At 59.8% G+C, this 25,039-nt stretch carries 22 protein-coding genes; 10 read left to right on the top strand and 12 right to left on the bottom strand.

Going from position 1 to position 25,039, the window contains the following annotated elements; all coding sequences use genetic code 11:
• Nucleotides 1–63 precede the first annotated feature (63 nt).
• The 4 genes from ACR0NJ_RS01385 (at nucleotide 64) to ACR0NJ_RS01370 (ending at nucleotide 3,418) form a co-directional block, all read left to right on the top strand.
• On the top strand, nucleotides 64–495 hold the full coding sequence (locus ACR0NJ_RS01385) for an RDD family protein (RefSeq protein WP_480815340.1): 432 nt from the start codon (nucleotides 64–66) through the stop codon (nucleotides 493–495).
• 75 nt (nucleotides 496–570) lie between these two features.
• Complete coding sequence (locus ACR0NJ_RS01380) at nucleotides 571–1,395, top strand: arginyltransferase (RefSeq protein ID WP_480815339.1); 825 nt, start codon at nucleotides 571–573, stop codon at nucleotides 1,393–1,395.
• Nucleotides 1,396–1,402: 7 nt separating this feature from the next.
• Nucleotides 1,403–1,795 carry a VOC family protein gene (locus ACR0NJ_RS01375; RefSeq protein ID WP_480815338.1) on the top strand — a complete coding sequence of 131 codons (393 nt, stop codon included), beginning with the start codon at nucleotides 1,403–1,405 and terminating at the stop codon, nucleotides 1,793–1,795.
• A gap of 267 nt (nucleotides 1,796–2,062) precedes the next feature.
• The gene (locus ACR0NJ_RS01370; protein WP_480815337.1) at nucleotides 2,063–3,418 is read left to right on the top strand and encodes a dicarboxylate/amino acid:cation symporter; all 1,356 of its coding nucleotides are present in this window, start codon (nucleotides 2,063–2,065) and stop codon (nucleotides 3,416–3,418) included.
• Between the two features lie 126 nt (nucleotides 3,419–3,544).
• Here the strand turns inward: ACR0NJ_RS01370 and ACR0NJ_RS01365 are convergent, their stop codons facing one another.
• Nucleotides 3,545–3,928: a bleomycin resistance protein gene (locus tag ACR0NJ_RS01365; protein WP_480815336.1), complete on the bottom strand. Its 384-nt coding sequence runs from the start codon at nucleotides 3,926–3,928 to the stop codon at nucleotides 3,545–3,547.
• Between the two features lie 38 nt (nucleotides 3,929–3,966).
• Entirely contained in the window at nucleotides 3,967–4,812 is an 846-nt protein-coding gene (locus ACR0NJ_RS01360) for a HalD/BesD family halogenase (RefSeq protein ID WP_480815335.1), read from the bottom strand.
• 415 nt (nucleotides 4,813–5,227) lie between these two features.
• Here ACR0NJ_RS01360 and ACR0NJ_RS01355 point away from each other — a divergent pair, with 415 nt between their 5' ends.
• The 3 genes from ACR0NJ_RS01355 (at nucleotide 5,228) to ACR0NJ_RS01345 (ending at nucleotide 8,668) form a co-directional block, all read left to right on the top strand.
• Entirely contained in the window at nucleotides 5,228–6,979 is a 1,752-nt protein-coding gene (locus ACR0NJ_RS01355; protein ID WP_480815334.1) for an acetolactate synthase 3 large subunit, read from the top strand.
• Between the two features lie 67 nt (nucleotides 6,980–7,046).
• On the top strand, nucleotides 7,047–7,607 hold the full coding sequence (gene ilvN / locus ACR0NJ_RS01350) for an acetolactate synthase small subunit (protein ID WP_480815333.1): 561 nt from the start codon (nucleotides 7,047–7,049) through the stop codon (nucleotides 7,605–7,607).
• 317 nt (nucleotides 7,608–7,924) lie between these two features.
• Nucleotides 7,925–8,668 (top strand): helix-turn-helix domain-containing protein, encoded by a 744-nt coding sequence (locus ACR0NJ_RS01345; RefSeq protein WP_480815332.1) that lies wholly within the window; start codon nucleotides 7,925–7,927, stop codon nucleotides 8,666–8,668.
• A 12-nt stretch (nucleotides 8,669–8,680) separates the two neighbouring features.
• On the opposite strand, the gene ACR0NJ_RS01340 is transcribed toward ACR0NJ_RS01345, so the two are convergent.
• The 3 genes from ACR0NJ_RS01340 to prfB form a co-directional block, all read right to left on the bottom strand.
• The gene (locus ACR0NJ_RS01340) at nucleotides 8,681–9,463 is read right to left on the bottom strand and encodes a DUF2189 domain-containing protein (protein ID WP_480815331.1); all 783 of its coding nucleotides are present in this window, start codon (nucleotides 9,461–9,463) and stop codon (nucleotides 8,681–8,683) included.
• Nucleotides 9,464–9,487: 24 nt separating this feature from the next.
• The gene (locus ACR0NJ_RS01335) at nucleotides 9,488–10,888 is read right to left on the bottom strand and encodes an amidase (protein ID WP_480815330.1); all 1,401 of its coding nucleotides are present in this window, start codon (nucleotides 10,886–10,888) and stop codon (nucleotides 9,488–9,490) included.
• A 104-nt stretch (nucleotides 10,889–10,992) separates the two neighbouring features.
• Nucleotides 10,993–12,120 carry a peptide chain release factor 2 gene (gene prfB / locus ACR0NJ_RS01330; RefSeq protein WP_480815329.1) on the bottom strand — a complete coding sequence of 376 codons (1,128 nt, stop codon included), beginning with the start codon at nucleotides 12,118–12,120 and terminating at the stop codon, nucleotides 10,993–10,995.
• A gap of 71 nt (nucleotides 12,121–12,191) precedes the next feature.
• On the opposite strand from prfB, the gene ACR0NJ_RS01325 reads away from it, so the two are divergent.
• Nucleotides 12,192–13,025: an aminoglycoside phosphotransferase family protein gene (locus tag ACR0NJ_RS01325; RefSeq protein WP_480815328.1), complete on the top strand. Its 834-nt coding sequence runs from the start codon at nucleotides 12,192–12,194 to the stop codon at nucleotides 13,023–13,025.
• Here ACR0NJ_RS01325 and ACR0NJ_RS01320 read toward each other — a convergent pair.
• From ACR0NJ_RS01320 to ACR0NJ_RS01310, 3 genes are all read right to left on the bottom strand, one after another.
• Nucleotides 13,019–15,508, bottom strand: a complete 2,490-nt coding sequence (locus ACR0NJ_RS01320) for a penicillin-binding protein 1A (RefSeq protein ID WP_480815327.1) — start codon at nucleotides 15,506–15,508, stop codon at nucleotides 13,019–13,021. The genes ACR0NJ_RS01325 and ACR0NJ_RS01320 overlap by 7 nt on opposite strands.
• Before the next feature lie 94 nt (nucleotides 15,509–15,602).
• Complete coding sequence (locus ACR0NJ_RS01315; RefSeq protein ID WP_480815326.1) at nucleotides 15,603–16,823, bottom strand: N-acetylmuramoyl-L-alanine amidase; 1,221 nt, start codon at nucleotides 16,821–16,823, stop codon at nucleotides 15,603–15,605.
• A gap of 66 nt (nucleotides 16,824–16,889) precedes the next feature.
• A complete protein-coding gene (locus ACR0NJ_RS01310; protein WP_480815325.1) occupies nucleotides 16,890–18,053 on the bottom strand; it encodes a pyridoxal phosphate-dependent aminotransferase in 1,164 nt (387 codons plus the stop codon).
• On the opposite strand from ACR0NJ_RS01310, the gene ACR0NJ_RS01305 reads away from it, so the two are divergent.
• Nucleotides 18,052–19,434, top strand: a complete 1,383-nt coding sequence (locus tag ACR0NJ_RS01305; RefSeq protein WP_480815324.1) for a M48 family metalloprotease — start codon at nucleotides 18,052–18,054, stop codon at nucleotides 19,432–19,434. The two genes, ACR0NJ_RS01310 and ACR0NJ_RS01305, sit on opposite strands and share 2 nt — an antisense overlap.
• Nucleotides 19,431–20,189 (top strand): DsbA family protein, encoded by a 759-nt coding sequence (locus tag ACR0NJ_RS01300; RefSeq protein WP_480815323.1) that lies wholly within the window; start codon nucleotides 19,431–19,433, stop codon nucleotides 20,187–20,189. The genes ACR0NJ_RS01305 and ACR0NJ_RS01300 overlap by 4 nt, the downstream gene beginning before the upstream one ends.
• On the opposite strand, the gene ACR0NJ_RS01295 is transcribed toward ACR0NJ_RS01300, so the two are convergent.
• The 4 genes from ACR0NJ_RS01295 to hemA form a co-directional block, all read right to left on the bottom strand.
• Entirely contained in the window at nucleotides 20,186–20,878 is a 693-nt protein-coding gene (locus ACR0NJ_RS01295) for a DUF1194 domain-containing protein (protein WP_480815322.1), read from the bottom strand. The genes ACR0NJ_RS01300 and ACR0NJ_RS01295 overlap by 4 nt on opposite strands.
• Nucleotides 20,879–21,016: 138 nt before the next feature.
• Nucleotides 21,017–22,138 (bottom strand): flavodoxin-dependent (E)-4-hydroxy-3-methylbut-2-enyl-diphosphate synthase, encoded by a 1,122-nt coding sequence (gene ispG, locus ACR0NJ_RS01290; RefSeq protein WP_480815321.1) that lies wholly within the window; start codon nucleotides 22,136–22,138, stop codon nucleotides 21,017–21,019.
• A gap of 71 nt (nucleotides 22,139–22,209) precedes the next feature.
• Nucleotides 22,210–23,418 carry a helix-turn-helix domain-containing protein gene (locus tag ACR0NJ_RS01285; protein ID WP_480815320.1) on the bottom strand — a complete coding sequence of 403 codons (1,209 nt, stop codon included), beginning with the start codon at nucleotides 23,416–23,418 and terminating at the stop codon, nucleotides 22,210–22,212.
• A gap of 129 nt (nucleotides 23,419–23,547) precedes the next feature.
• Nucleotides 23,548–24,771, bottom strand: coding sequence for a 5-aminolevulinate synthase (gene hemA, locus ACR0NJ_RS01280; RefSeq protein WP_480815319.1), 1,224 nt, complete (start codon nucleotides 24,769–24,771; stop codon nucleotides 23,548–23,550).
• Nucleotides 24,772–25,039 lie beyond the last annotated feature (268 nt).

Raw genomic sequence — 25,039 nt, 5'->3', positions numbered from 1 at the left:
CTCTTGCCCTGTCCCACCAAATCGGGACAGGGTATCGCCAACTGCCCATCTGGAAATCAAACCATGAATCACCTGCCCGATCCCGACAGCCAGCCCGAGTTCTACCGGTCCGTGACGACCAAGCGCTTTGTCGCGTGGCTGTTCGATATCGCCTTTATCTCGCTGCTATGTATCGTGCCGATTTTCCTGACCTTCGGTATGGGGCTGTTCTTCCTGCCGCTGATCTACGGTGTGATCAGCTTTGTCTACCGGGTGATCACCATTTCCAACGGCTCTGCCACGCTGGGCATGCGCTTTATGGGAATCGAACTGCGCGACGCCTTTGGCGAGCGCATGGATATGGGCAAAGCCGTGGCCCATACTGCCGGGTACTTCATCAGCATGGCGTTTTTCGTGGTCCAGATCGTCTCGATCATCATGATGCTGACCAGCGCCCGCTGTCAGGGCCTGACCGACGCCTTCCTTGGCACCGTGATGATCAACCAGCGCGCCTGATCTGCGCCTCAGTTAATCTCTTGGCGGCACAAAAAACCGTTGCTATCATCCGGTCTCAGGAAACACGGGACCTTCATGCGACACACGCTGCCAATCGCGCCACAGTTCTATGTGACGGCACCTCAGCCCTGCCCTTATCTTGAGGGCAGGATGGAGCGTAAGCTGTTCACCGCACTGCAGGGCGAAGGCGCGGATCAGCTGAACAACTCTCTGTCGCAACAAGGGTTTCGCCGGTCCCAGAACGTTCTCTACCGCCCGTCCTGCACCGATTGCGCGGCGTGCCTGTCGGCCCGGATCGACGTGTCGGCCTTTCGCCCGCGCAAAAGCCAGAAACGGGCTGCAAAGCGCAATTCCTACCTGCAACGACGCGCCACCTCGCCCTGGGCTACGGACGAGCAGTTCGAACTGTTCCGTCGGTACCTTGACACCCGCCACGCCGATGGCGGCATGGCTGACATGGACGTGTTCGAGTTCGCGGCGATGATCGAGGAAACCCCGATCCGCAGCCGCGTGGTGGAATATGTGGACCCCGAAACCGGCAATCTGATCGCCGTCAGCCTGACGGACGTTCTGGATGACGGGTTGAGTATGGTCTATTCCTTCTACGATCCGCACCAGCCCCAGAACTCGCTGGGCACGTATATGATCCTTGATCACATCGACATCGCGCGCGAGGCTGGCCTGCCTTTCGTCTATCTCGGCTATTGGGTCCCCGGCAGCCCGAAGATGGGGTACAAGGCCAAGTTCGCGGGGCTTGAGGTTTACATTCAGGGCAACTGGCAAAAGATCAAAGACCCCGAGGCCTTTACCGGCACGGCCCACCACCCGCTGTCGACCGCTCCGATTGCCGAGCAGGTGGCCAGTATCCAACTGCCGGACCGCCACCCCACCAAGGGCTGATCCCCATATGAAACAATCCCTGCACGCCGTCACCCTTGTGGTGCCGGACTATGATGACGCGATCGCGTTCTATACCCGGACGCTGGATTTCGAGCTAACGCAGGACATTGATCTGGGCGGCGGGAAACGCTGGGTTCGGGTTACGCCGCCCGGATCGGACGGCGCGTCGCTGCTGTTGGCCAAAGCCATCTCGGCCGGTCAGAAGGCCGCCATCGGCAACCAGACCGGCGGGCGTGTGGGCTTCTTCCTGCAGACGGATGACTTTCACCGCGACCATGCAGCAATGCTGGCCAAGGGGGTCGAGTTCGAGGAAGATCCCCGGCACGAGCCCTACGGAACCGTCGCTGTCTGGCGCGATCCGTTTGGCAATCGCTGGGACCTGATCATGTTCAAAGACTGATCCAAGCCCCTGTAGTAAAATAATTTTTCTGATTTTAGCCCAAATTACCTGACCCCAAGCAATCACTTCTGCACAATTTTATTGCAAAAATGTGAACTCGCATATTTTTTAAGCAGTTGAAAACTGACGCAACGTCACCAAATACTTTGAACCCGCTCGGCAGAGCGTGCGTTTCGATTACGACCGGCACAGCCGGACTTCACGGACATAATGATTTCGGCACCGGATCCCCGATCCGGCGCGCTGAGTGCGATAAGGGGAAGAAAAATGAAATACGCCGCCCGCAGAGTGCTGTCTGCAAACCTGACGACGCAGATCATGCTGGCCCTCGCCTTGGGGTCTATTCTTGGCATTACGCTGAATTACCTTGATATTCCGGCCCTTGAAAACGGCCTGACCAACGGCCTGTTCGCCATGGTCGGCCAGATGTTCCTGAACGCCCTGCAGATGCTTGTGGTACCGCTTGTGGTCTTCTCGCTGCTCTGCGGCGTGGTCGGGATCGGAGACGTCAAAGTACTGGGCCGCATCGGCGGTCTGACCTTTGTCACCTACCTTGTGACAACCGCGCTGGCGGTCACAACCGCGCTTGCTTTCGCCAATATCATCAACCCCGGCAGCGGGTTTGAGAGCATGCATCTGGCGGATCACAATGTTGCCGTTAACTCGGCGGAATCGGCCTGGCAGATTCTGGCCAACATCGTGCCGAAGAACCCGGTTCATGCGCTGGCCAATGGCGAGATGCTGCAGATCATCTTCTACGTCATCGTCGTAGGCGTTGCGGTTCTGATGATCGGCAGCCGCGCCAAAGCGTTTGTCGAAGGCTGCGAGTTCATGAACGATCTGGCGATGAAGATCGTCGAAATCGTCATGGCCTTTGCCCCCATCGGCGTGTTTTGCCTGATCGCCAGAACCTTCGCGATGGAAGGCTTCGGCCTGTTCGTGCCGGTGATGGGCTATCTGACCACGATCAGCCTGACTCTGGTGTTCCACCTCTGCGTCACGCTGATGGCCCTGCTCTATGTGTTCACCGGCCTCAGCCCGCTGGCGTTCCTGCGGAAAATGCGCTCGGCACAGGTATTCGCGTTTTCGACCTCAAGCTCGAACGCGACGATCCCGGCCAGCATGCAATGCGTGACGCAGCGGATCGGCGTTGACCGCTCGGTCGCCTCGTTCGGGGTACCGCTGGGCGCGACGATCAACATGGATGGCACCGCGATCATGCATGGCGTGGCGACCGTGTTCCTGGCCAACGCCTATGGGATTGATCTGGGCCTTGGTGGCTACATGACCATCATCTCGATCTCGGTTCTGGCTTCGATCGGCACCGCAGGCGTTCCGGGCGTGGGCATCGTGATGCTGGCCATGGTCCTGAACCAGCTGGGCATGCCGCTCGACGGTATCGCGATCATTCTGGCCGTTGACCGGATCCTCGACATGATGCGGACCGTGGTGAACATCACCGGTGATGCGGTCGTCACGACGATCGTGGCAGACCGGGTCGGCAAGCTGGACCGCGCCGTGTTCAACGACCCCGAGGCTGGCAAAAGGGACCTGTCTCAACTGGAAATCGACCACGAGGCCGAGCTTGAGTTTGCAAAACTTACCCACGCAAAACCAAGCTGACAAACCAACAGCCCGGAGGCCAAACGGCCTCCGGGCATTTTTCTTTACACCGCAGCGCGCAGCGCTGCCGGGCCCAACCAGAGGAGGCACGCCAAAGGCGTGTTGACGATGGGCGGGAGCTTTCCCCTAGCTCCGAGGCCGAATATCCTCACCAAAGAACACCAGCGTCCCGTCCTCGTCCAGAACATGAAACTCGCGCTGCAGATAGGGCTGATCGAACGGAGGCCGCACACGCCCCTTCGGCAAGTCCTCCAGATCAGGCAACAGGCTTTCATACAGCGCGTCGATCCCCTCGACATCAATGTAGAACGACTGGTTGTCCCCAAGCGGCTTGCCGTCATCGCGGGGTGGGCATTCCAGCAGCCGAATGGCAACCGGCCCGCGTGACAGATAGGCGTAGTTTTCCTGTTGAAAGCCGCAGGTGAAGCCCAGACGGTCACAGTAAAACTCAATCTGCGTCTTCAATGACGAACACAGAACAAATGGCGTTATTTGCAGTATCTTTGACATGTCAGCCCCCGTGTTGGCCACTGAAAGACTAACACGTTTCAGTCCAACAGATCGTCCTGCCGTATCCCGGCCCGCTGATAGTGGTGTGGCAGCACGCGCCCGTAAAGCTGCTGCGTCCGCTCAATCCCGCCACACATCCCTTCCGCCTCGACAAATGAGAAAATCCCCACATACCGGCTGCGCGCACCCTTGACCGGAGCAACCCGATGCAGCGCGTATCTGCCCTTGAATATCTGCAGGTCACCCGGCTGCAACTCCAACTCGCGCACTCTGCCCCTGTTCCCGTCCAGGATCGAGGTCACGGCGCCGAAATTCTCATCCTCAGCGCTACGCAGGTTCGGGACATATTCAAAGCAGCCGCCGGCTTCCCCGTTCTGAATGGCCAGGGTCACCGTGTAATTGTTCGTATCGAAGTGCCACGGGAATCCCTGCCCTTCCTCGACCACGTTGATGATCACGTCCGCCAGTGGATCGTCATAGCGAAAGAACCGGTCTTCTGCTTCGTTCAGCGCATCACGGACAAACGGCATGAAGCCTTCAAACTCGTAAATCCGACGCAGCGGTCCGGATTTGGGAAAGTTATCCGCTGGCACAAAGGCATTTGAACGATCGTAGAAGCGGCGGATCGGATGGCCGATCCCGAGCCGCGGGTCGTCTTTGGAGAAATAGGCGTTTGTTCTGTTGAAGGACCGGTGGGCTTTGGACGCCACCTCATCGGCTTCACGCACCAACACTTCCAACCCGGCCTCATGAACAAAGCCCGGCAGAACGGCGCATCCGTCCCGATCCAGTTCCCGCCGCAAGTCCGCAATCATCTGATCATAGGCCCGCGAGCCCGGCCGATCGATCGGGTATCGGCCCAGATCCACCAAATCCATCAACATAATCCGCCTCCGTGAACTGACTTGTCAGGAACAGCGTGACTCGGACAAACGGGCATCTCATGTCAGTTTGGGACATTACGTTGACGCATTTCGACATGCGCAAATTCGCCACAACGTACCTGAATTCGCGGAAATTCCGCAGATGCGGCAATCTGCGCAAGAAAATGTCGCAAAATTCACCCCTCCGGTTAGAAAATTGGGTCATTTGCCTGTTGACGCCCCCATCGCCCGGTCATAATGTCCCCCGCAAGCAGAAAAGGAGCCTCTGGCGATGAAAGCGCTAGTCGTAATCGTAGGAACCACGCGCATGGGCCGGTAACGGTAAACCATAATCGAACCCATGCGCCTCCGAAAAAATCTCGGGGGCTTTTTTTATGCAGAACGCAAGACACATGTCGCGAACGGAGCAAAGCAGATGACACGTGAGATGACCGGCGCAAAGATGGTGGTTCAGGCCCTCAAGGATCAGGGCGTGGACACGGTATTCGGATACCCCGGCGGCGCCGTGCTACCGATCTATGACGAAATCTTTCTGCAAAACGACATTCGCCACATTCTGGTGCGCCACGAACAGGGTGCCGTGCACGCCGCCGAAGGCTACGCGCGCTCGACTGGCAAACCCGGCGTTGCGCTCGTGACTTCCGGCCCCGGCGCAACCAACGCGGTGACCGGGCTGACTGACGCATTGCTGGATTCGATCCCGATTGTGGTTCTGACCGGTCAGGTTCCGACCTTCATGATTGGCTCTGACGCGTTTCAAGAGGCCGATACCGTGGGCATCACCCGCCCCTGCACCAAGCATAACTGGCTGGTGAAGGACACCGATTCCCTGGCCCAGACGATGCACGAGGCTTTCCACGTTGCCAAATCGGGCCGTCCCGGTCCGGTGCTGATCGACATTCCGAAGGACGTCCAGTTTGCATCCGGCGAATACAGCCCGCCCAAGCCTTCGACCTCGCACTATCAGCCTGCGCTGAAAGGCGATCTGGAAGAGATCACCGAACTGGTTGCCGCGATGGAGACAGCCAAGAAACCGGTGTTCTATACGGGCGGTGGCGTCATCAACTCAGGCCCGGCGGCCAGCCAGTTGCTGCGCGAGTTGGTGGATTCGACCGGTTTCCCCATCACCTCGACCCTGATGGGATTGGGTGCCTACCCTGCGTCAGGTAAAAACTGGCTGGGGATGCTGGGCATGCATGGTCTCTACGAGGCCAACATGGCGATGCACGACTGCGACCTGATGATCAATATCGGCGCGCGGTTCGACGACCGGATTACGGGCCGGATTGATGCGTTCTCGCCGAACTCGAAGAAAGTGCATATCGACATCGACCCCTCGTCGATCAACAAGGTCATCCGCGTTGACATCCCGATTGTTGGCGACGTGGCGCATGTTCTGGAAGACGTTTTGAAGGTCTGGAAAGCGCGCGGGCGTAAGATCGATGCCGCGAATGTGCAGCAGTGGCAGAACCAGATCAGCGAATGGCGTAAGATCAACTGCCTTGCCTTCACCAACAGCGAAAAGTCGATCAAACCGCAATACGCGCTGCAGCGGCTTGAGGAACTGACCAAGAAGCACGACCGCTACATCACCACCGAGGTCGGCCAGCATCAGATGTGGGCCGCGCAGTATCTGGGCTTTGAAGACCCCAACCGCTGGATGACCTCGGGCGGGCTGGGCACGATGGGCTACGGTTTTCCGGCCTCGATCGGCGTGCAAATGGCGCACCCGGACGCGCTGGTGATCAACGTGGCAGGCGAGGCGTCGTGGCTGATGAACATGCAGGAAATGGGCACCGCTGTGCAGTACCGTCTGCCGGTGAAGCAGTTCATCCTGAACAACGAACGCCTCGGCATGGTGCGCCAGTGGCAGGAGTTGCTGCATGGCGAGCGTTACTCGCATTCGTGGTCCGAAGCCCTGCCCGATTTCGTCAAACTGGCCGAGGCTTTCGGGGCCAAGGGCATCATGATCAGCGATCCCGCCGATCTGGACGACGCGATTATGGAGATGATCAACTACGACGGCCCGGTGATCTTCGATTGTCTGGTCGAGAAGCACGAGAACTGCTTCCCGATGATCCCCTCGGGCAAGGCCCACAACGAAATGCTGCTGGGCGAGGCCGAAACGCAGGGCGTGATCGACTCCAAAGGTTCGGTTCTGGTTTAACAAAATTCGACGAATTTTGTCGGGCGCCCCGGTGCCCGACCATCGCAGGATGATGAAAGGGACGTAAATGTCTGCCCTACAAATCAAAAAAGGCTCTACCCGCCACTCGGCCTATAACCTACGACCCACGTTTTCCGACGTTCAGGAACGGCACACCATCGCCGTTCTGGTCGAAAACGAACCCGGTGTTCTGGCCCGCGTGATCGGCCTTTTCTCGGGCCGTGGTTATAACATCGAAAGCCTGACCGTGGCCGAGGTTGACCATACCGGCCACCTGAGCCGCATCACCATCGTCACCACCGGAACCCCGCAGGTGATCGAGCAGATCAAGGCGCAGTTGGGTCGGATCGTGACCGTTCACGATGTTCACGACTTGACGGTCGAGGGTCCCTCGGTCGAGCGGGAACTAGCGATCATCAAGGTGGTCGGCGAAGGCGACAAACGAGTCGAGGCGCTGCGGCTGGCCGATATCTTCCGCGCCAATGTGGTGGACAGCACTCTGAACTCTTTCATCTTCGAAATCACCGGCGCACCCGACAAGATCGACGCCTTCGCCGATCTGATGCGGCCGCTGGGTCTGGTCGAGGTCGCCCGCACCGGTGTTGCCGCCCTCTTGCGTGGCGACTGACCTAGAATTTCATGCGCCTTCGGCTGGCCGACCAGCCGAAGGTTTCCAATTCCTGTCACAAATACGCTGCAACCCATCTGGTACGCCAACGGGCATGTGCAGAAAATGCGTGCTTTTTGGCCCACCTCCACAATAAAGCTCAGACAAAACCGCGCAAAACTGTTGCCTTTGACCTGCAGCGCGTTAGCTTGCTTTCCGCAGCGGTAGAAGGGGAAACGTTGCAGGGGTTCATCTTTATGATTTCTGACGCGCGTTCGGTCTGCTGATCGACGTCGTTTTGGTTTTTCCTCAGTGTTGGAAGCAAGGCCTGGGATAGTATGACCGACCATATTCGCAGCCCGGCGGAACTGCGCGCCATGTTTGGCTCGAATCTCAAGCGGTTGGTGCGGCGGTACCCGACCGTCTCGGGGCTATGCCGGCAGTTGGGCATCAATCGGACCCAGTTCAATCGTTACTTGACCGGCGAAAGCTTTCCACGCCCCGAGGTTCTGGATCGCATCTGCCGGTTTTTCGACGTCGATGCCCGCATTCTGCTGACCGATCTGGATGACATTCCGCGGCCCGTGGATCATCCGGCAGCGTCGCTTTTGACCGAGTTTTTGGGCTCGGGCTCTGACTCCTCACACAATGCCGGGTTTCAATCAGGTTTCTATCGTGTAACCGAACGCGGCGGTGGCGGCACACTGAACCTGTTATACGCAAAGCGGTTGCCTCAATGCACGCTGGTCCGCGGGTACGCGCCCCGCTCAACCATGCCCCGCGCGTTACCCAAAGCGCGCGAGATAAAGGGCATCGCCGTCAGTACCGCAGGGCAAACCTATATCCTGTTGTCCCGCCGCAATGGTGAGAACAGCCATCTTTATCTGATTTCCAGGTCGCCGAATGACGCCGAACAAGTCTGGAGTGGCAAGCTGATCGCAATGTCAAACCCGCCGAATGGCGGCACACAAACACGCCTGATCGATGTGCACCATCTGGGGCAAAACGCGAAAACCGTGCTTGGCGCCGCCCGCAATGCGGCGAACCAAGAGGTCGGCATATTGGCAACCAACGAAGGTTGAACGCGAGTGGCGCTAGCCTTCGGCGACCTCAGAACCCTGCGTGATCTGGCGGTACAGGTGCCAACTGGCATGCCCCAATAGCGGTAGCACCAGAAACAGGCCCAGAAACCACGGGATCATCGACACGAACGTCACGACTGCGATAAATGCCCCCCACCCCAGCATGACGGGCAGATTGGCCGCGACATAGGAATAACTGGAGATCATCGCCGTCACGAAATCCAGCTCTCGATCCAGCAGCATCGGGATCGACAGCACGCTGAGCATATACAAAAGCGTTGCAAATATAGCCCCGACCGCGGTGCCTACGGCCAGCATTGTCAGACCGTTCAAGGTCCAGAACACTTCCAGTGACGAAGACACGTTGGTCATCGTCGACAGGCCCATGAACAGCGCAAAGATCATGTGCCCGAGGAAGAACCAGAACAGAAACATGACAACGATAATGGCGCAGATCGACGGCAATTGACGGCGGCTTTGCTGCACAACGACGCCGAAGATTGAGCCCATATCCAGCGGCTCACCCTGCTCAAGCCTATGAGAAACCTCATACAGACCCACCGCCGCAAACGGGCCGATCAGAGGGAAACCGATGGCTGCAAGAACCAGCCAGAACGTTGTTCCGGTCTGAATCGTGACCCAGGCCATCGCCCATCCGGCCAGAACATAAAACCCCGCAAAGATCAGCCCGAACAGCGGGGCACGGCGAAAATCGCCCCAGGCCTGTTGCAAGGCTGTGCGCAGCATAGCCGTATCAGCCGGGCGCATCTCAGGCACGCCAAAGGGTTTGTCCATGTGTCTCCTCCTCCCGTTCCGGCGTTATGGCATCGCCGGTCTTCTTTCCGGCCATTTCGTCGCCGCGTGATAGGCCGCCCCTATCGAAAGCAGGCGTGCGTCTGCCCCGCGTGGGCCGAAGATCTGCACACCCATCGGCAATCCGTTGGCACCAAAGCCTGCGGGCGCGGCCAGACAGGGCAGCCCAATCAGGCTGACAGGAACCGTCACCTGCATCCAGCGATGATAGGTATCCATTTCCTGCCCAGCAATCCGGGTCGGGTATTCGGCTTCGATGCCAAAGGGCCAGACCTGAGCGGCAGGCAGAACCAGAGCGTCATAATCCTGAAACAACACTGCGGTTTTTCGGAACCAGCCAGACCGGATCAGGCTGGCTCTATGCACCTCCATCGCTGTGAGCGCGAGGCCGCGATCCAGCTCCCACTGCGCGCTGTCCTTCAGCGATGCGCGCTGGTCCAGCAAAGGCTCAAGGTTCGCCGCGACGTTCCAGGAGCGCAAGGTGATCCAGCTGTTCCAAATCTCTTCCGGGTCGAAAGGCGGGGGCACCGCATCGACCTGCACACCGAGGTCTTCGAACACGGTCAGCGCGTCCCGGCACAGGTCTAGTATGCCGTGGTCCATCGGAAACGCCCCGCCCCAGTCGCCCAGCCAGCCGATCCGAACGCCGGTTAGGTCGGTGGCTTGCACCGGCGACACAGGTTCGCTGCGTGCAGCCAATGGCGATCTGGGGTCAGGCCCTGAGATCACGTCCAGCAATAACCCCAGATCTTCGGGGCTGCGAGCCATGGGGCCAAGTGTCGAAAGCTGATGCAGGAACCCGTCACCGACCGGATCGGAGGGCACCCTGCCCCAACTGGGCCGGAACCCGTAAACGTTGTTCCACGCCGCCGGGTTGCGCAGGCTGCCCATCATGTCGGACCCGTCCGCCAGCGCCGCCATCCCCGTCGCCAGCGCAACGGCAGCGCCGCCGGAAGACCCGCCGCAACTGCGCCCGGTGTCATACGGGTTCCGGGTCGCCCCATAGACCGAGTTGAACGTGTTCGAGCCCAAACCGAACTCGGGCGTATTTGTCTTGCCGATCAGTATCGCCCCTGCCGCCCGCATCCGTTTAGCGATCAGGGCGTCGGTATCCGGCACAAAGTTCCGAAAAATCGGAGAGCCCTGAGACGACACAACCCCCGCCACATTGACCAGATCCTTGACCGCAATCGGCAGCCCGTGCAGCGGCCCCCGGATGGGTCCGTCATCATGGGCTTGCGCCTCGGCCAGCAACGCATCCCTGTCCCGCAGCGCGACGATGGCGTTGACCGCGCCATTGACTGCTTCGATCCGGTCCAGCGTTGCACGCATCAGATCGAGGGCCGACAACTGGCGGTTTGCCAGCTGGCCCAGCAACTCGGTGGCCGATGTGACGGGATGGATCATTTTCGCCTGTGATGCTGCCTTTCAGAGCCAGCCTAACCAGACGCGCAGATCATTTAAACCTGCTGTTTAGATGTATTTTTAACGCAGACCGCAGCGCTGGCGACTTATCCCTCGCCCTGCGCCTCGGACCGGCTTTTGCCAGCGACGTTCAGCGCCAGCGTTGCGGCCATGAACCCGTCCAAATCACCGTCCAGAACCCCTTTGGTGTCCGAGGTTTCGTGGTTCGTCCGCAAGTCCTTCACCATTTGGTAAGGCTGCAGCACATAGGATCGGATCTGATTGCCCCAGCCCGCATCGCCCTTGGCCTCATGCGCGGCGTTGATATCCGCGTTGCGGCGGTCGAGTTCCTGCTGATACAGCCGCGATTTCAGCGCCTTCATGGCGATATCCCGGTTCTGGTGCTGCGACTTTTCGGAACTAGTAACAACAATCCCGGTCGGGATGTGCGTGATCCGCACCGCCGAGTCTGTGGTATTAACGTGCTGACCACCCGCGCCCGAAGACCGGTAGGTATCAATGCGGATGTCCGCCGGGTTGACCTCGATCTCGATATTGTCGTCTACCACGGGATAGACCCAAACCGAACTAAAAGAGGTATGCCGCTTCGCTGCCGAGTCATAGGGCGAAATCCTTACCAACCGGTGCACGCCGCTTTCCGATTTCAGCCAGCCATAGGCGTTATGCCCGGAAATCTTATAGGCGGCGGATTTGATCCCTGCCTCTTCCCCCGCTGTCTCGGATTGCAGCTCGACCGTATAGCCCTTCTTCTCGGCCCACCGCACATACATCCGCGCGAGCATCGAGGCCCAATCGCAGCTTTCGGTCCCGCCTGCGCCCGAGTTGATCTCGAGGAAGGTGTCATTGCCATCTGCCTCGCCATCCAGCAGCGCCTCAAGCTCTTTCTTGGCGGCCTTCGCGCCAAGCGCCTTGATGGCCGCTTCGGCATCCTGAACGACCTCTTCGTCCTCTTCCATCTCGCCCAACTCGATCAGTTCGATATTGTCGCTCAGATCGGTCTTGATGGACTCGTAGGTCTCAATGGCGTCCACCAGCATCTGACGCTCGCGCATCAGTTTCTGGGCGCTTTCGGGGCTGTCCCACAGGTTGGGGTCTTCGACGCGCGCATTGAACTCCTCAAGCCGATGCGGCGCGGTTTCATAGTCCATGCGCTGCGCCAGCAGCTCTAGCGACTTTTCGATTTCCGCCACGATGTTCTGGGTTTCGGCGCGCATGGTCTTGTCCCAACTTGCTCAATCAGGCCTGCGTGATAGCAAGAGGCGCAGGCCACCACAAGACGGGCGGGATGGGAATGCTGAGCACGGCGAAGAAGTTTGCAGATGAGTGGGGGCTGAGCCTTCTGTATCAAGTCGCCGACACCGGCCATGCGCAGGTGTTGAAGGTTCAAACGGCCAATGGTCCAGCCGCGTTGAAACTCTATCGCCGGGCGGATCGGGGCAATGAGGCCGCCGGGGTAGAGCTTCTGAGGCTTTGGCAAGATCGCGGCGCTGTTCGGGTTCTGGCAGAGGCGCGAAACGCCGTGTTGATGGAGTGGTTGGAGGGGCAATCTTTGGGCGACATAGCCCGGGCGGGTCAGCCGGATCGCGCCCTGCAGATGCTCGCCGGCACGGCGCGGCGGCTGCACCGCGCACCCACGGTTCAATGCGCGGGCCTGAAACCTTTGCATCAGGTGTTCACCCCGCTATTTGATTGCACGTTCGCCGATAGTTGCCACCCTTTGGAGCAGCACATGCGGCGCGCAATCGCCTTGGCACAGGACCTGCTGGACACTCAGACAACAGCAACGCCGCTGCATGGGGATTTGCACCCGGACAATGTCATCCTGACGCCGGATGGTCCCTGTGTGATTGATGCCAAAGGATATCTGGGCGATCCGGCTTTTGAACTCGCCAATGCACTTCGTCACCCAAAAGGAATGCCCGATCTGGTGCGCCAAAGGCGACAGGTCGAAGCCTGCCTAACACTCTACGCCGACGCGATGCAGATATCACGCGCCCGCCTTGCCAAATGGGCAGCCGCAAAATGCGCCTTGTCGATTTTCTGGAGGTCAAACGGCCTCATCACTGATGACGATGAGGCCGATTTGCTGCACCTTTTCCTACAGATCGCGGATCAATAAAGCCCGCCGGTCGTCACATCGCCCTGCGTGGCCTTTGGTCCCACGATGACAGTCTGACCGGTCGAGGTCTGCACCTGAACACCGGCGCGCTGAACCTCTTCGAACAGCGGCAGGTCCGAGCCGATGGCGAAGCCGCCGTCATAAACTCGGTCGATGAACCCATCGACGCCATCGCGGAAGTATTCGGCCACCACATATTCGCCGCTGGCCTCTTGGGGCAGACGCGCGCCGCTGAAGCGGTCGATCTTGATGAAATGACCACCCGGAGGCACTTCGAACGGGCCGCCGCCGTATTTCTCGACCGCTTTTTCCATGAAGCTTTGGAACACAGGGCCGCACATGGTGCCGCCGTAAGCTCCACGCCCCATCGGGCGGGGACGGTCGTAACCGATGTAGCAACCGGCGACGATGTTGGATGTGAAGCCGATAAACCACGCGTCCTTGGATTCGTTGGTTGTTCCGGTTTTACCCGCTGTCGGCACCGGCAGGTTCACATGGCGAGACGCCGTGCCGCGATCCACAACGCCCTTCATCATCGAGGTCAACTGATACGCGGTGATTGCGTCCATGACCTGAGAGCGGTTGGTCTCAATGGTTGGCGACTCATCCGGTTCCAGCCAGCTTGAGTTACAATCCAGGCACTGTCGGTCGTCGTGGCGATAGATGGTCTTGCCGAACCGGTCCTGAATTCGGTCGACCAGAGTGGGCTCGACCCGCTCACCGCCATTGGCGAACATCGCGTAGGCGGCGACCATTTTGTAAAGCGTGGTTTCCTCGGACCCCAGCGAGTTCGCTAGGAACGCGCCCATGCGGTCATAAACGCCGAACCGTTCGGCGTAGCCTGCGACAACCGGCATCGTGACCTCTTGCGCCAGACGAATGGTCATCAGGTTCCGCGATTGTTCAATCCCCGTGCGTAGCGGCGTGGGGCCGTAGAACTTGTTGGACGAGTTCTTGGGCCGCCACAGGCCTTGGGGCGTGTTCACCTCGATCGGGGCATCCACAACGATGGTGGCCGGGCTATAGCCACTGTCCAGCGCGGCGGCATAGACGAAGGGTTTGAACGAAGACCCCGGCTGGCGCTGCGCCTGCGTGGCGCGGTTGAATACGGTGTCCTGATACGAGAACCCGCCCTGCATAGCCAGAACGCGGCCCGAGTTCACGTCCATCGCGACAAAGCCGCCCTGCACTTCGGGCACCTGACGGGCGGACCACTGGCCCTCTTCCCCCGCCATGACAAGGATCACGTCACCGCGTTTGAAGTTCGCGGCAAAGTCGCCCTGCATCCACTTGATGTCAGAGCGTGGAATGATGCCGTCGGCAGGGCCGTCCTCGATCCCGACGGTCAGGGACTGATCGGCTACGTTCAGCACCACGGCAGGGTACCATTGGGTCGGCAGCACCACATCGCGCGGGATTTCGATGATGGACAGCGCCTCGCGCCATTGCGCCTCATCTGCCAGCTTTTCTTCGGCGATGACCTCACCCGTGCCGCGCCATTTGCCACGAGACAGGTCATATTTCTGCAGCGCCTCGCGCAGCGCACGGGCTGCTTCGACCTGCATTTCTTCGTCCACGGACGCACGGACGGTAAAGCCTCCGGTAAAAAACTCACCCTCGCCAAAATCCTCGCTCAGCTGGCGGCGGATTTCGTCGGTGAAATAGTCACGAGGCGGCAGAGCAGTACGGAAGCTTTCGAAATCGCCGTTCTGCACCGAGCGCAGGGGCATCTCGACCTCGGTATCATAGGTGGCCTGATCAATATAGCCGTTCTGACGCATCTCGCGCAGCACGTAGTTGCGGCGGTCTAGCAGGCGCTGTTTCTGTCGCACCGGGTGGTAATCCGAGGGCGCCTTGGGCATCGCGGCCAGCATCGCCGCCTCATGCGGGGCCAGTTCCTGCAGCGTCTTGTTAAAATAGGTCTGGGCAGCAGCCGTCACGCCATAAGAGTTCTGGCCCAGAAAGATCTCATTCATATAGAGTTCGAGGATCTGTTCCTTGTCCAAGGTATCCTCAAGCCGTGTGGCGAGGATGATCTCCTTGATCTTGCGCTCGGCCCGGCGGTCGCCGGACAGCAGGAAGTTCTTCATCACCTGCTGCGTGATGGTCGAGGCACCCCGCACGGTTTCGCCTTTGGTCCGTACAGCCTCAACCCCGGCGGCGATGATGCCGCGCGGGTCATAGCCCTGATGGGTGTAGAAATTCTTATCTTCCGCCGAGATGAACGCCTGTTTCACCAGATCGGGGATTTCTTCCGACGGCGTGAACAGGCGGCGCTCTTGTGCGAATTCGTCGATCAGTTGCCCTTCGCCCGAGTATATCCGGCTGATGGTTGGCGGCTTGTATTGCGCCAGCGATTCATGGCTGGGCAGGTCACGGCCATACATCCAAAAGACCGCACCGATCACCAGTGCGGCCATGAAGATACCCAAAGTTACGAGGCTGAAGATCGCCCCGAAAATCGAAAGAATGAACCGGATCACGTTACTGCCTTTTTCTCGCGCTGCCGCCTATATAGGGATGCACGGCACAAGGGTCAAAACCACAAGCGCATTCTAGCCGTTTTGGACGCCCGGGTCACTGACCAATCAGGGTTTGCCGGATCACATCCTGCTGGTGCCAGTCATCCAGACCGCTTTTGATGCCCACCGCCATCTTCGCCCGCCATTCCGGATTTTTCAGGTTTTTCAAGTCTCTGGCGCTGGAAAGAAATCCAAGTTCAACCAGTACCGAAGGGATATCCGCCGCCTTGAGCACCGAAAAAGAGGCCGTGCGCAAGGGTTTGCTATTCATGGGCCCGCCCTGCTGCGCCATGCCGTTCGCCAAAGCTTGCGCCAGCGCGTTCGTGCGGGGTTTGGTTTCCTGCCGTGCCATGTCCAGCAGGACATCGGCCACCTGATCGTCGGCCCCGTTCAGGTCGATACCTGAAATCAGGTCGCCCCGGTCATGCCGTTCGGCCAGCTTCACGCTGGCCACATCCGACGCATCCGCAGACAGGGTATAAACCGCCGCGCCATGTGCCTGCCCTTCCGAGAGTGAATCGGCGTGCAGAGAAATGAACACATCCGCCCCGGCCCGATGCGCCAGTGCAATGCGGCGTTCCAGCGAGACGAACTGATCCTCGACGCGAGTCAGAACCACCTCGTAACCGCCTGACCGCAAAAGCAGCTCGCGCAGCTCCCGTGCAAAGACCAGCATCATGGTCTTCTCGTCGATCCCGCCGACCTCGGCCCCCGGATCAATGCCCCCATGGCCGGGATCCAGCATCACGCGCAGGGTGCGGTCTGCATTGCGCGGGACCACACCGTCGATCACCGCCGGTTCCGGCAAATCCCAACCGGGGTTGCGCGGCGCACCTGCCGAGGCGTTGAAAGCGTCAAAATCGGTGCCTTTCAGATGCAGCGACAACAGCGCCGTGCCCGAGACCTCATTGATCCGCAAATCCGCTGTATCTACAGCCATCGGCGCGCCCAGTTCCAGAACCAGACGCGACCAGCCCGGCACGTAGGCACCGAACTGCACACCGCTGATGCGCTTGGATTGCAGGAAGTCGTCGCGGTTCAGGCCGGTCCAGTCCACCTCCTGAAAATCCAGAACCATCCGGTAGGGATCGCGCAGGGTGAAGATGCGGTATGGCACACCCTGGCTGAGGCTAAGGTCCACGCGTACACCGGTCTGCCCGGTATCGACGATCCGGCTGTCCTTAGGCTGAATACGCGCCAACGCGCTGAAATCCTGCGCAACGGCAGCACCAGCCAGCGCCCAGATCAGCGCGATGCAAAAGAGTATCCTGCTCATGGCCTCAAGTTTTCCCGAGATCGTTTGCGCGCCAGCCTATCCCATCGGGTGGCGTTTGTGAACGGCTCAGGCCCGTTCCGTGATCGCCCCGCGCTCGGCCATGAAGGTATGCAGCCGGTCCAGCCCCTCTTGAATGTCAGCGGTGGCACGAGCGTAGGAAAAGCGCAGCGTCGTGTGGCCGCGTTCCGGGTCGAAATCCAGACCGGGCGTGACGGCGACACCGGCCTTGTCGAGAATCTCGGCCGCAAAGGCGCGGCTGTCATTGGTCAGGTCCGACACGTCGGCATAGACATAAAACGCCCCGTCAGGCGGCGCGATGTTGGTGAAGCCAGCTTTGGGCAGACTGTCCAGCATCAAGGCGCGGTTCTGGCGATAGATGTCCAAATTGGCCTGCAGTTCGTCCTCGCACTCCATCGCCGCAAGTGCCGCGACCTGACTGGCATGCGGCGCGCAGATGAACATATTCTGCGCAATGCGCTCGACCACGCGCACTTGATCCTCGGGCACCACCATCCAGCCGACGCGCCAGCCGGTCATCGAGAAATACTTGGAGAACGAATTGATCACATAGCACTCATCCGTCAGTTCTAGCGCGGTGACGGCTTTGGCCTCATACTCCAGACCGTGGTAGATTTCGTCGCTGATGAAGGATGCGCCCTGCCCCTGCGCTGCGTCGATCAGCGCGCGCATGGCCGCGTGATCCAGCATGGTGCCGGTGGGGTTCGCGGGTGAAGCAACCATAAGCCCCTGCAGGTCCAACCCGGCGAAATCGGCCGGAATTGGTTGCAACCGGTTCTCCGGCGCAGTGGGCAGATCGACGGGCACCAGACCCAGAGCTTTCAGTATCTGACGGTACGAGGGGTATCCCGGCGCGCCGATGCCAACGCGGTCGCCGCTGTCGAACAGTGCGGTGAAGGCCAGCAGGAAACCGCCCGAGGATCCGGGGGTGATCACCACCCGCTCGGGGTTCAGATCGACATTGTACCATTCGCCATACATCCGGGCGATGCGCTGCCGCAACGCGGGCAGACCCAGCGCCACGGTATAGCCCAGCGGGCCTTGTTCCATTGCGCTTGCCAAGGCCTTAGTCGCGCCCTTGGGGGCACCGGTTCCGGGCTGGCCGACCTCCATATGGATCACGTGGCGACCTGCCTCCTCGGCTTTGCGCGCGGCCTCCATCACATCCATCACAATGAAAGGATCGACCCCGGACCGGGTTGAGTTTCTCATGCCCATCTCCCATGTTGCAGCCATGGCTTTTGAACGCGTATCCAGGCTGGCGTCAATCCCGGCCCTGATGCTGGCTGCGGTGATGTGGCTGGCAGCAGCCGCGCAAAGCCATGCGCAAGGCCTGATCCGGGACGCTGATATAGAACACGGGTTGCGCGAACTGGCCTTTCCGGTACTGCGCGCCGCTGGCCTGAACACCAATCGCGTGCGCATCCTGGTGGTCAATGACAGCACCTTCAACGCTTTCGTCATAGACTACAACGCTATCTATCTGAATTATGGGCTGATTCTGACGGTGGACAGCCCCGACATGCTGCAAGCCGTAATCGCGCATGAGGCGGCGCATATCGCCAACGGCCACCTGGCTCGGCGCGCCGAAAATCTGAAAGCCGCGAAGCGCAAGGCCGGTCTGGGCACTGCCCTCGCCCTGATCGCCGGAGCCGCCGGCGCTGGGGAAGCCGCGGCCGGGATCGCTACAGGTACGCAATCTGCCGCCCTGCGCAGTTTTCTGGGGCATACACGGGCCGAGGAATCCGCCGCCGACCGGAGTGCAGCCAGCTATTTGCGATGGGCAGGCATCTCACCCAGTGGCATGGTTAAGCTGCATCGAAAGTTTGCCGGTCAGGAATTGCTGAGCCCAGCCAATCAGGACCCCTATATGCGCTCACACCCGACCAGTCGCGAACGCCTGCGCGTGGCTGAGACGTTTCTGGATCAGTTCGGCGACAAGGCACAGCCGAATGCCAATGCCGATTACTGGTTCGCACGGGTCAAAGGCAAACTCTCGGCCTTTCTGCGCTCACCCACATGGACCCTGCGTCGATCGCATGAGGAAACCGACTACGACATTCGCATGATGCGCGAGGCCTCGGCCCATCACCAGAACCGCGATCTGGCCCGCGCCCGCGCCGCGATTGACGAGGCTTTGGCGATGCGCCCCGAAGATCCGTTCTACTACGAACTAAAAGGGCAAATCATGCTGGAAAACAGGCAGTTGCAAGAGGCTGTTACAGCATATGGGCAAGCGGTTGAGATGGCCCCGAATGACTCGCTGATTCTGGCGGGCTATGGGCGGGCTTTACTGGCACAGGGCAAGACGAAGGAAGCCTTGCAAGCTCTTGAAAACGCACGCGCCCGCGACTACCGCGACGCGCGGTTGATGCGCGATCTAGGGGCGGCTTACGCTAAGGTTGGCAATAGCGGGATGGCCTCGACCGTCACCGCAGAACGGTATGCGCTGCAGGGCAAACTGGCCGATGCAGGCATTCACGCGAAACGGGCCATCGGGCAGTTGCCCGAAGGCTCACCGGGTTGGCAAAGGGCGCAGGATGTGTTGATTGCTTCACAACGCGCCGAAAAGGAAAAAAGGAAACGGAAATGATCCTCAGACATGCAGCACCAGCCCTTCTGGGGCTTTCCATGCTCACCAGTCCCGCACAGGCGCTGGACCTGAACGCCATGAGTGACGCCGAAAAAGACGAATTCGGCGAGCAGGTTCGGGAGTATCTGCTGGAAAACCCCGAAGTGATCCTTGAGGCAATCAACATTCTGGAAGAACGCACCGCCGCAGCTGAAGCGCATGCCGACAAGGAACTGGTCGCCGCCAACGCGGACGAGCTGTTCGACGACGGCTATAGCTGGGTCGGCGGCAACCCTGAAGGCGATATCACACTGGTCGAGTTCATGGATTATCGCTGCGGCTATTGCCGCCGGGCCGTACCCGAGGTGGCAAGCCTGCTGGCCGAAGACGGCAATATCCGGCTGGTGATCAAGGAACTGCCGATTTTGGGCGAAGGCTCGGTCCTGTCGTCACGCTTTGCCATCGCGACCAAGCAGGTGGCCGGTGGCGATGCTTACAAGCAGGTTCACGACGCGCTGCTGGAGTTCGGCGGTGAACCATCCGAGGTCACCTTGCGCCGCATCTCGGACGGTCTTGGGCTGGACAGCGATGCGATCATCGATGCGATGGACAGCGACAAGGTGACCGAAGAGATCGCCCAGACCCGCGCACTGGCACAGCGGATGCGGATCACGGGTACGCCATCCTTCGTTTTGGGCACCGAAATGCTGCGGGGCTTCCTGCCTGCAGAACAGATGCAGCAGATTGCCGACGGGGTTCGGGCCGAGCAGGGTTAATTGGATCGGGCCTCTGGCTGGTCCTGTCGGGCAACCGGTACAGGAATCTCGCGAAGCAGTTTTCGCCGGAGCGCCGCCGCATAGTCGGCGTATCCGGCGGCGATTTCCACAAACGCCCCGCTGCCCGAGATGACGTGGTCGACGTAATAGGCCAACACCTCGGGCTCGGCCCCCTCGATGACCAGAGCGTTGACGGTTACACCCTGCATGGCGGGCATTTCACGTGCCACATGTGGACGAAAACCGTTGTTGTGTTTGCCGTCCCCGGACACATCAATCACCCGCCGCTTGCAGGACGGCCCGTATTCGAACATCAACGCACCGAAGGCCACCGCCGGGCCAATCCCGGTCGCGCCTGTCGCGCTTCTTGGCGCCGCTAGAACCTCGGCGGCCACCGCGTTCAACCCGGCAGTGCCTTTCACCAGCCGCCAGGCGACAATTTGGTTCTGTTGCCGCGAATCCGACCATTCATAAACCATAAGCGCGACCCCGCCGGGTTGAGCAGACACCGCTGTTACAACGTCAGAATCCAGCAACGCCGAGGCCAGCCCCTGACGCTGCAACCTGTGTTCGTCGGCATCCACGCTGCCCGAAACATCAAGCGCCAAAGCCAAGGCCAGTTCGCAAGAGCGGGCGGTGTCCGCTATGGCGATGAAGGTGATTGAAAGAAGAAGGGCCGCGATCCGCATATGCAAATCATGGCCTTACGAGGATATAATCTGTCAACACCTGCGTGGCCGTCAGCCGACCTCGTTGGCATTGAAGCCTCGTTTGCGAGACTTGCTAATCTTACGATCTGGCGGCACCTGTCGGGTTCTTACGAAACGCTACTCTGCCGCCTCCTGCGCGGCATCCAGTTCAGCGGCCTTTTTCTCGACCTGCTCGACGATGTGGTCGATCATCTGATCGTTCGACATCTTGTGGCTGGCCTTGCCCGCCAGATAGACCATGCCCGATCCAGCCCCGCCGCCGGTGAAGCCCACGTCGGTCATCAACGCCTCTCCGGGGCCGTTCACGACGCAGCCGATGATAGACAGGGACATGGGCGTTTTGATGTGTTCCAGCCGATGCTCAAGCGCCTCGACCGTCTTGATCACATCAAACCCCTGACGCGCGCAGGAGGGGCAGGAGATGATATTCACCCCACGATGGCGCAGGCCAAGGGATTTCAGGATTTCAAAGCCTACCTTGACCTCTTCCACCGGATCGGCTGACAGGCTGACACGGATCGTGTCGCCGATGCCCATCCACAGCAGATTGCCCAGGCCAATGGCGGATTTGATGGTGCCGCTGACCAGCCCTCCGGCCTCGGTGATGCCAAGATGGATCGGCGCGTCGGTGGCCTCGGCTATGCCCTGATAGGCGGCGGCGGACAGAAAGACATCGCTGGCTTTGACGCTGATCTTGAAGTTGTGGAAATCGTTGTCCTCAAGAATGCGGATATGTTCCAGCCCGCTTTCGACCATCGCCTCGGGGCATGGCTCGGCGTATTTCTCAAGCAGGTGTTTCTCCAGCGACCCCGCGTTCACCCCGATGCGGATCGAGCAATTGTGGTCCCGTGCGGCGGCGATCACCTCTTTGACCCGCTTTTCGTCACCGATATTGCCGGGGTTGATGCGAAGGCAGGCGGCCCCAGCCTCGGCAGCCTCGATCCCGCGGCGATAGTGGAAGTGAATGTCGGCCACGATGGGTACCGGGCTTTCGCGCACAATCTCTTTCAACGCTTTGGAAGATGCTTCATCGGGGACCGAAACGCGCACGATATCCGCACCCGCTTCGGCTGCGGCCTGTACCTGCGCGACGGTGGCCGCTACGTCGGTGGTCAGCGTGTTGGTCATGGTCTGCACAGCAATCGGCGCATCCCCACCAACGGGTACGTTCCCGACCATGATCTGACGGGATTTGCGGCGATAGATATCGCGCCATGGACGTACGTGATTAAGGGACATGAGGACCGGTCCGCGTCTGCCTGGGTTGCGCCTTTAGATAGTCCGGCAACCTAAACTCCGCAATGGCTAGATCACTCGGCGGGCTCTTCTGTCGCCTGCGACTGAAGCTCGGCCACGACTTGTTTCAGCGCGCTGTTCTGTTCGGCTTCCAGATCGGCAACCGCATAGGTTTCGGCCACGGACTCCTTCGACAGAACAACGCCCTTGGCGACCGTGCCCGGCGCGCCTACGGGGCCGTAATGTTCACCGTTCATCGAGAAGAACACTGAACCCGACGCGCCCGCGCGCAGTTGCGGGGGTTCTTCGGTCAGCGGCACTTCGAACACGTTGCCTTGTTCAACCGTACCCAGCGTGCCTTCGAAGATCACGCTGCCATCGGCGGCAGTCACCCGCATCCAAGCCGGATTGACGGCGACAATTTTGAGCGTGGTGTCAATCTGTTCGACCACTTGCGGCAGGGCCGGTCTTTCAACCGTATGCACCTCGGCCAGCTCGACCTTCGGCGGTTCCGGCGGGCGGAACGTGCCGACATTGCGCGGATCAAGGGTCGAGATCGGAGCATCGCGGGCAACCAAGACCGGAACGTCCAGAGCCTGCGGGCGATAGAGGCGATCCAGCGCCTCAGCCGTTGGGGCAGCCGCTGTTTCGACCGTTTCGCTGTTGTTGCGCGCCGCATCCAGCGGGTCGAGATCAGCCAGCACCACAGGTGCCTGTTCAACCGGGCTGACCTGCACTTGCTGAATCCGGTTCAAAACCGACCAGCCGCCATAACCAATCCCGCCGATCAGCATCAGCAACACCAGCGATGAGCCTATTGCGCGGGGTTCAATCTGGCTGACCAGAGACTCGCGGCCCGGAACAAACGGCGTATTCGGAGAGATAAACGGATCATGCCCCATCGGGCCACGCGCCGGAGTGCCGCCAAGGGGTTTACGCACCACCGAGGCCTCAGCCGACATGCCGTGGGCGACCTCGAACCCGCTTTCCTTGCAGAAGGCGGCAAAGGTCTCATCCGGGTTCATGCCCAGATAGCGGGCGTAGGAACGCACATACCCGGCGATGAAACCGGGTGTGTCGAAAGCATCGGGATCAGCGTTTTCGATGGCGGCGATGTAGGTGGCCTTGATCCGCAATTCGCGCTGCACGTCCAGAAGCGACTTGCCCATGGTGGCGCGCTCACCGCGCATCATGTCGCCAAGCCGAACCTCATAGTCGTCATAACCTTTCGGTCTGACATCCGTGTCCTCTTCGGAATCGCGCTGTGATCTGCGCCCAATCATTCCTGCCGCCCCATTTTGCCTGTCGCGCGTTTCGCGCTAACGGCGAATCATTCCCTTAACGATTCGTCCGTTGTTTTTGTTAGCGTAAGCTTAACATGCGACAAACCAGTTGCACACTTAACCGTGAGGTTAGCCTGCAAGTTCGGCGCGATTTAGCGCACAATGTGACCAAAGTTCGTCCATCGCCTGCACCAAACGGTTCATTTCGTCGGGTCCATGCACTGGGGATGGGGTAAAGCGCAGACGCTCGGTTCGGCGCGGGACGGTCGGGAAATTGATCGGCTGCACATAAATGCCATAGTCATCCAGCAGCATATCACTGAGTTTCTTGGTATGCACCGGGTCACCCACGATAACCGGAACGATGTGGCTGCCGTGGTCAATCAGCGGCAAACCCATCCCCTTTAGCCGCAGCTTGAGGATTTTTGCCTGTGTCTGATGCTGCTCGCGCAATTCAGGCGCGCGTTTCAGATGCGCAACCGAGGCTGCAGCACCCGCAGCAACTGCCGGAGGCAGCGATGTGGTGAAAATGAACCCCGGCGCATAGGAGCGCACGGCGTCACACATCTTGGCGCTGGCGGCGATGTATCCACCCATCACGCCATAGGCCTTTGCCAGTGTGCCGTTGATAATGTCGATCCGGTGGGCAAGACGGTCCCGCTCGGTCACGCCACCGCCGCGGGGGCCGTACATGCCAACCGCGTGGACCTCATCAATATAGGTCAACGCGCCGAACTCATCGGCCAGATCACAAATCTCTTCAATGGGGCCGAAATCGCCATCCATCGAATAAACCGACTCAAACGCGATCAGCTTGGGCGCCGCAGGATCGTCAGCCTCGAGCAGTTCGCGCAGATGGGCCACATCGTTATGGCGGAAGATGCGCTTTGCCCCGCCATTGCGGCGTACGCCTTCGATCATCGAGGCGTGGTTCAACTCGTCAGAATAGATGATCAGACCGGGGAACAGCTTGGGCAGCGTGCTCAGGGTTGCGTCGTTGGCGATATACGCACTTGTGAACAGCAGCGCGGCCTCTTTGCCGTGCAGATCGGCCAGTTCGGCCTCAAGCCGTTTGTGATAGACAGTTGTGCCCGAAATATTGCGGGTGCCACCCGATCCGGCACCGGCCGCATCGACGGCTTCGTGCATGGCTTCCAGAACAACAGGGTTCTGCCCCATGCCCAGATAATCGTTGCCACACCAGACAGTGATGTTCTGATGCGACCCGTCCGGGCGGGTCCGCACTGCATGCGGGAAATGTCCGTTGCGACGTTCGATGTCGATAAAGGTTCGGTAACGTCCTTCGTCATGCAGCCTGGCAATCGCTGTATCGAGCTGAGCAGTATAGTCCACCGGACCCTCCTTGTCTGCCCGACGCGCTTCCCGCCCCGGACAAGAATTCCGCCGTTTTTGACAGATCTTTCTGTCTGGACGGCTATTTGCGTTCTTATGCCTCAACTCAGTACAGCCAAACCGCAGAACCCAACTTTGATTTGCATCAAATATAAGTTTGGCCCCTCTGCCACAAGTGAAGTTATGGCCATCAGACGCGAGGAAACGACGCAGGGCACATACACCTCGTTGACAGGTTTCCGATATTAGACGAATTTCGGCGCGGTGC

Source organism: Ruegeria sp. F11, from assembly GCF_056533855.1.
Note: the sequence above shows the minus strand (reverse complement) of the source record. Positions and strands in the feature narration are given on the sequence as shown.

Bases quoted from the DNA above. Each gene is read 5' to 3' on its own strand.
- ACR0NJ_RS01375 (WP_480815338.1), top strand. From the start codon at position 1,403: ATGAAACAATCCCTGCACGCCGTCACCCTTGTGGTGCCGGACTATGAT.
- ACR0NJ_RS01310 (WP_480815325.1), bottom strand. From the start codon at position 18,053: ATGAGAAACTCAACCCGGTCCGGGGTCGATCCTTTCATTGTGATGGAT.
- ACR0NJ_RS01385 (WP_480815340.1), top strand. From the start codon at position 64: ATGAATCACCTGCCCGATCCCGACAGCCAGCCCGAGTTCTACCGGTCC.
- ACR0NJ_RS01340 (WP_480815331.1), bottom strand. From the start codon at position 9,463: ATGGACAAACCCTTTGGCGTGCCTGAGATGCGCCCGGCTGATACGGCT.
- ACR0NJ_RS01285 (WP_480815320.1), bottom strand. From the start codon at position 23,418: ATGATTGGGCGCAGATCACAGCGCGATTCCGAAGAGGACACGGATGTC.
- ilvN (WP_480815333.1), top strand. From the start codon at position 7,047: ATGTCTGCCCTACAAATCAAAAAAGGCTCTACCCGCCACTCGGCCTAT.
- ACR0NJ_RS01325 (WP_480815328.1), top strand. From the start codon at position 12,192: ATGGGAATGCTGAGCACGGCGAAGAAGTTTGCAGATGAGTGGGGGCTG.
- ACR0NJ_RS01295 (WP_480815322.1), bottom strand. From the start codon at position 20,878: ATGCGGATCGCGGCCCTTCTTCTTTCAATCACCTTCATCGCCATAGCG.
- ispG (WP_480815321.1), bottom strand. From the start codon at position 22,138: ATGTCCCTTAATCACGTACGTCCATGGCGCGATATCTATCGCCGCAAA.
- prfB (WP_480815329.1), bottom strand. From the start codon at position 12,120: ATGCGCGCCGAAACCCAGAACATCGTGGCGGAAATCGAAAAGTCGCTA.
- ACR0NJ_RS01315 (WP_480815326.1), bottom strand. From the start codon at position 16,823: ATGAGCAGGATACTCTTTTGCATCGCGCTGATCTGGGCGCTGGCTGGT.
- ACR0NJ_RS01365 (WP_480815336.1), bottom strand. From the start codon at position 3,928: ATGTCAAAGATACTGCAAATAACGCCATTTGTTCTGTGTTCGTCATTG.
- ACR0NJ_RS01360 (WP_480815335.1), bottom strand. From the start codon at position 4,812: ATGTTGATGGATTTGGTGGATCTGGGCCGATACCCGATCGATCGGCCG.
- ACR0NJ_RS01300 (WP_480815323.1), top strand. From the start codon at position 19,431: ATGATCCTCAGACATGCAGCACCAGCCCTTCTGGGGCTTTCCATGCTC.
- ACR0NJ_RS01345 (WP_480815332.1), top strand. From the start codon at position 7,925: ATGACCGACCATATTCGCAGCCCGGCGGAACTGCGCGCCATGTTTGGC.
- ACR0NJ_RS01355 (WP_480815334.1), top strand. From the start codon at position 5,228: ATGACACGTGAGATGACCGGCGCAAAGATGGTGGTTCAGGCCCTCAAG.
- ACR0NJ_RS01380 (WP_480815339.1), top strand. From the start codon at position 571: ATGCGACACACGCTGCCAATCGCGCCACAGTTCTATGTGACGGCACCT.
- ACR0NJ_RS01335 (WP_480815330.1), bottom strand. From the start codon at position 10,888: ATGATCCATCCCGTCACATCGGCCACCGAGTTGCTGGGCCAGCTGGCA.
- ACR0NJ_RS01370 (WP_480815337.1), top strand. From the start codon at position 2,063: ATGAAATACGCCGCCCGCAGAGTGCTGTCTGCAAACCTGACGACGCAG.
- ACR0NJ_RS01305 (WP_480815324.1), top strand. From the start codon at position 18,052: ATGCCCATCTCCCATGTTGCAGCCATGGCTTTTGAACGCGTATCCAGG.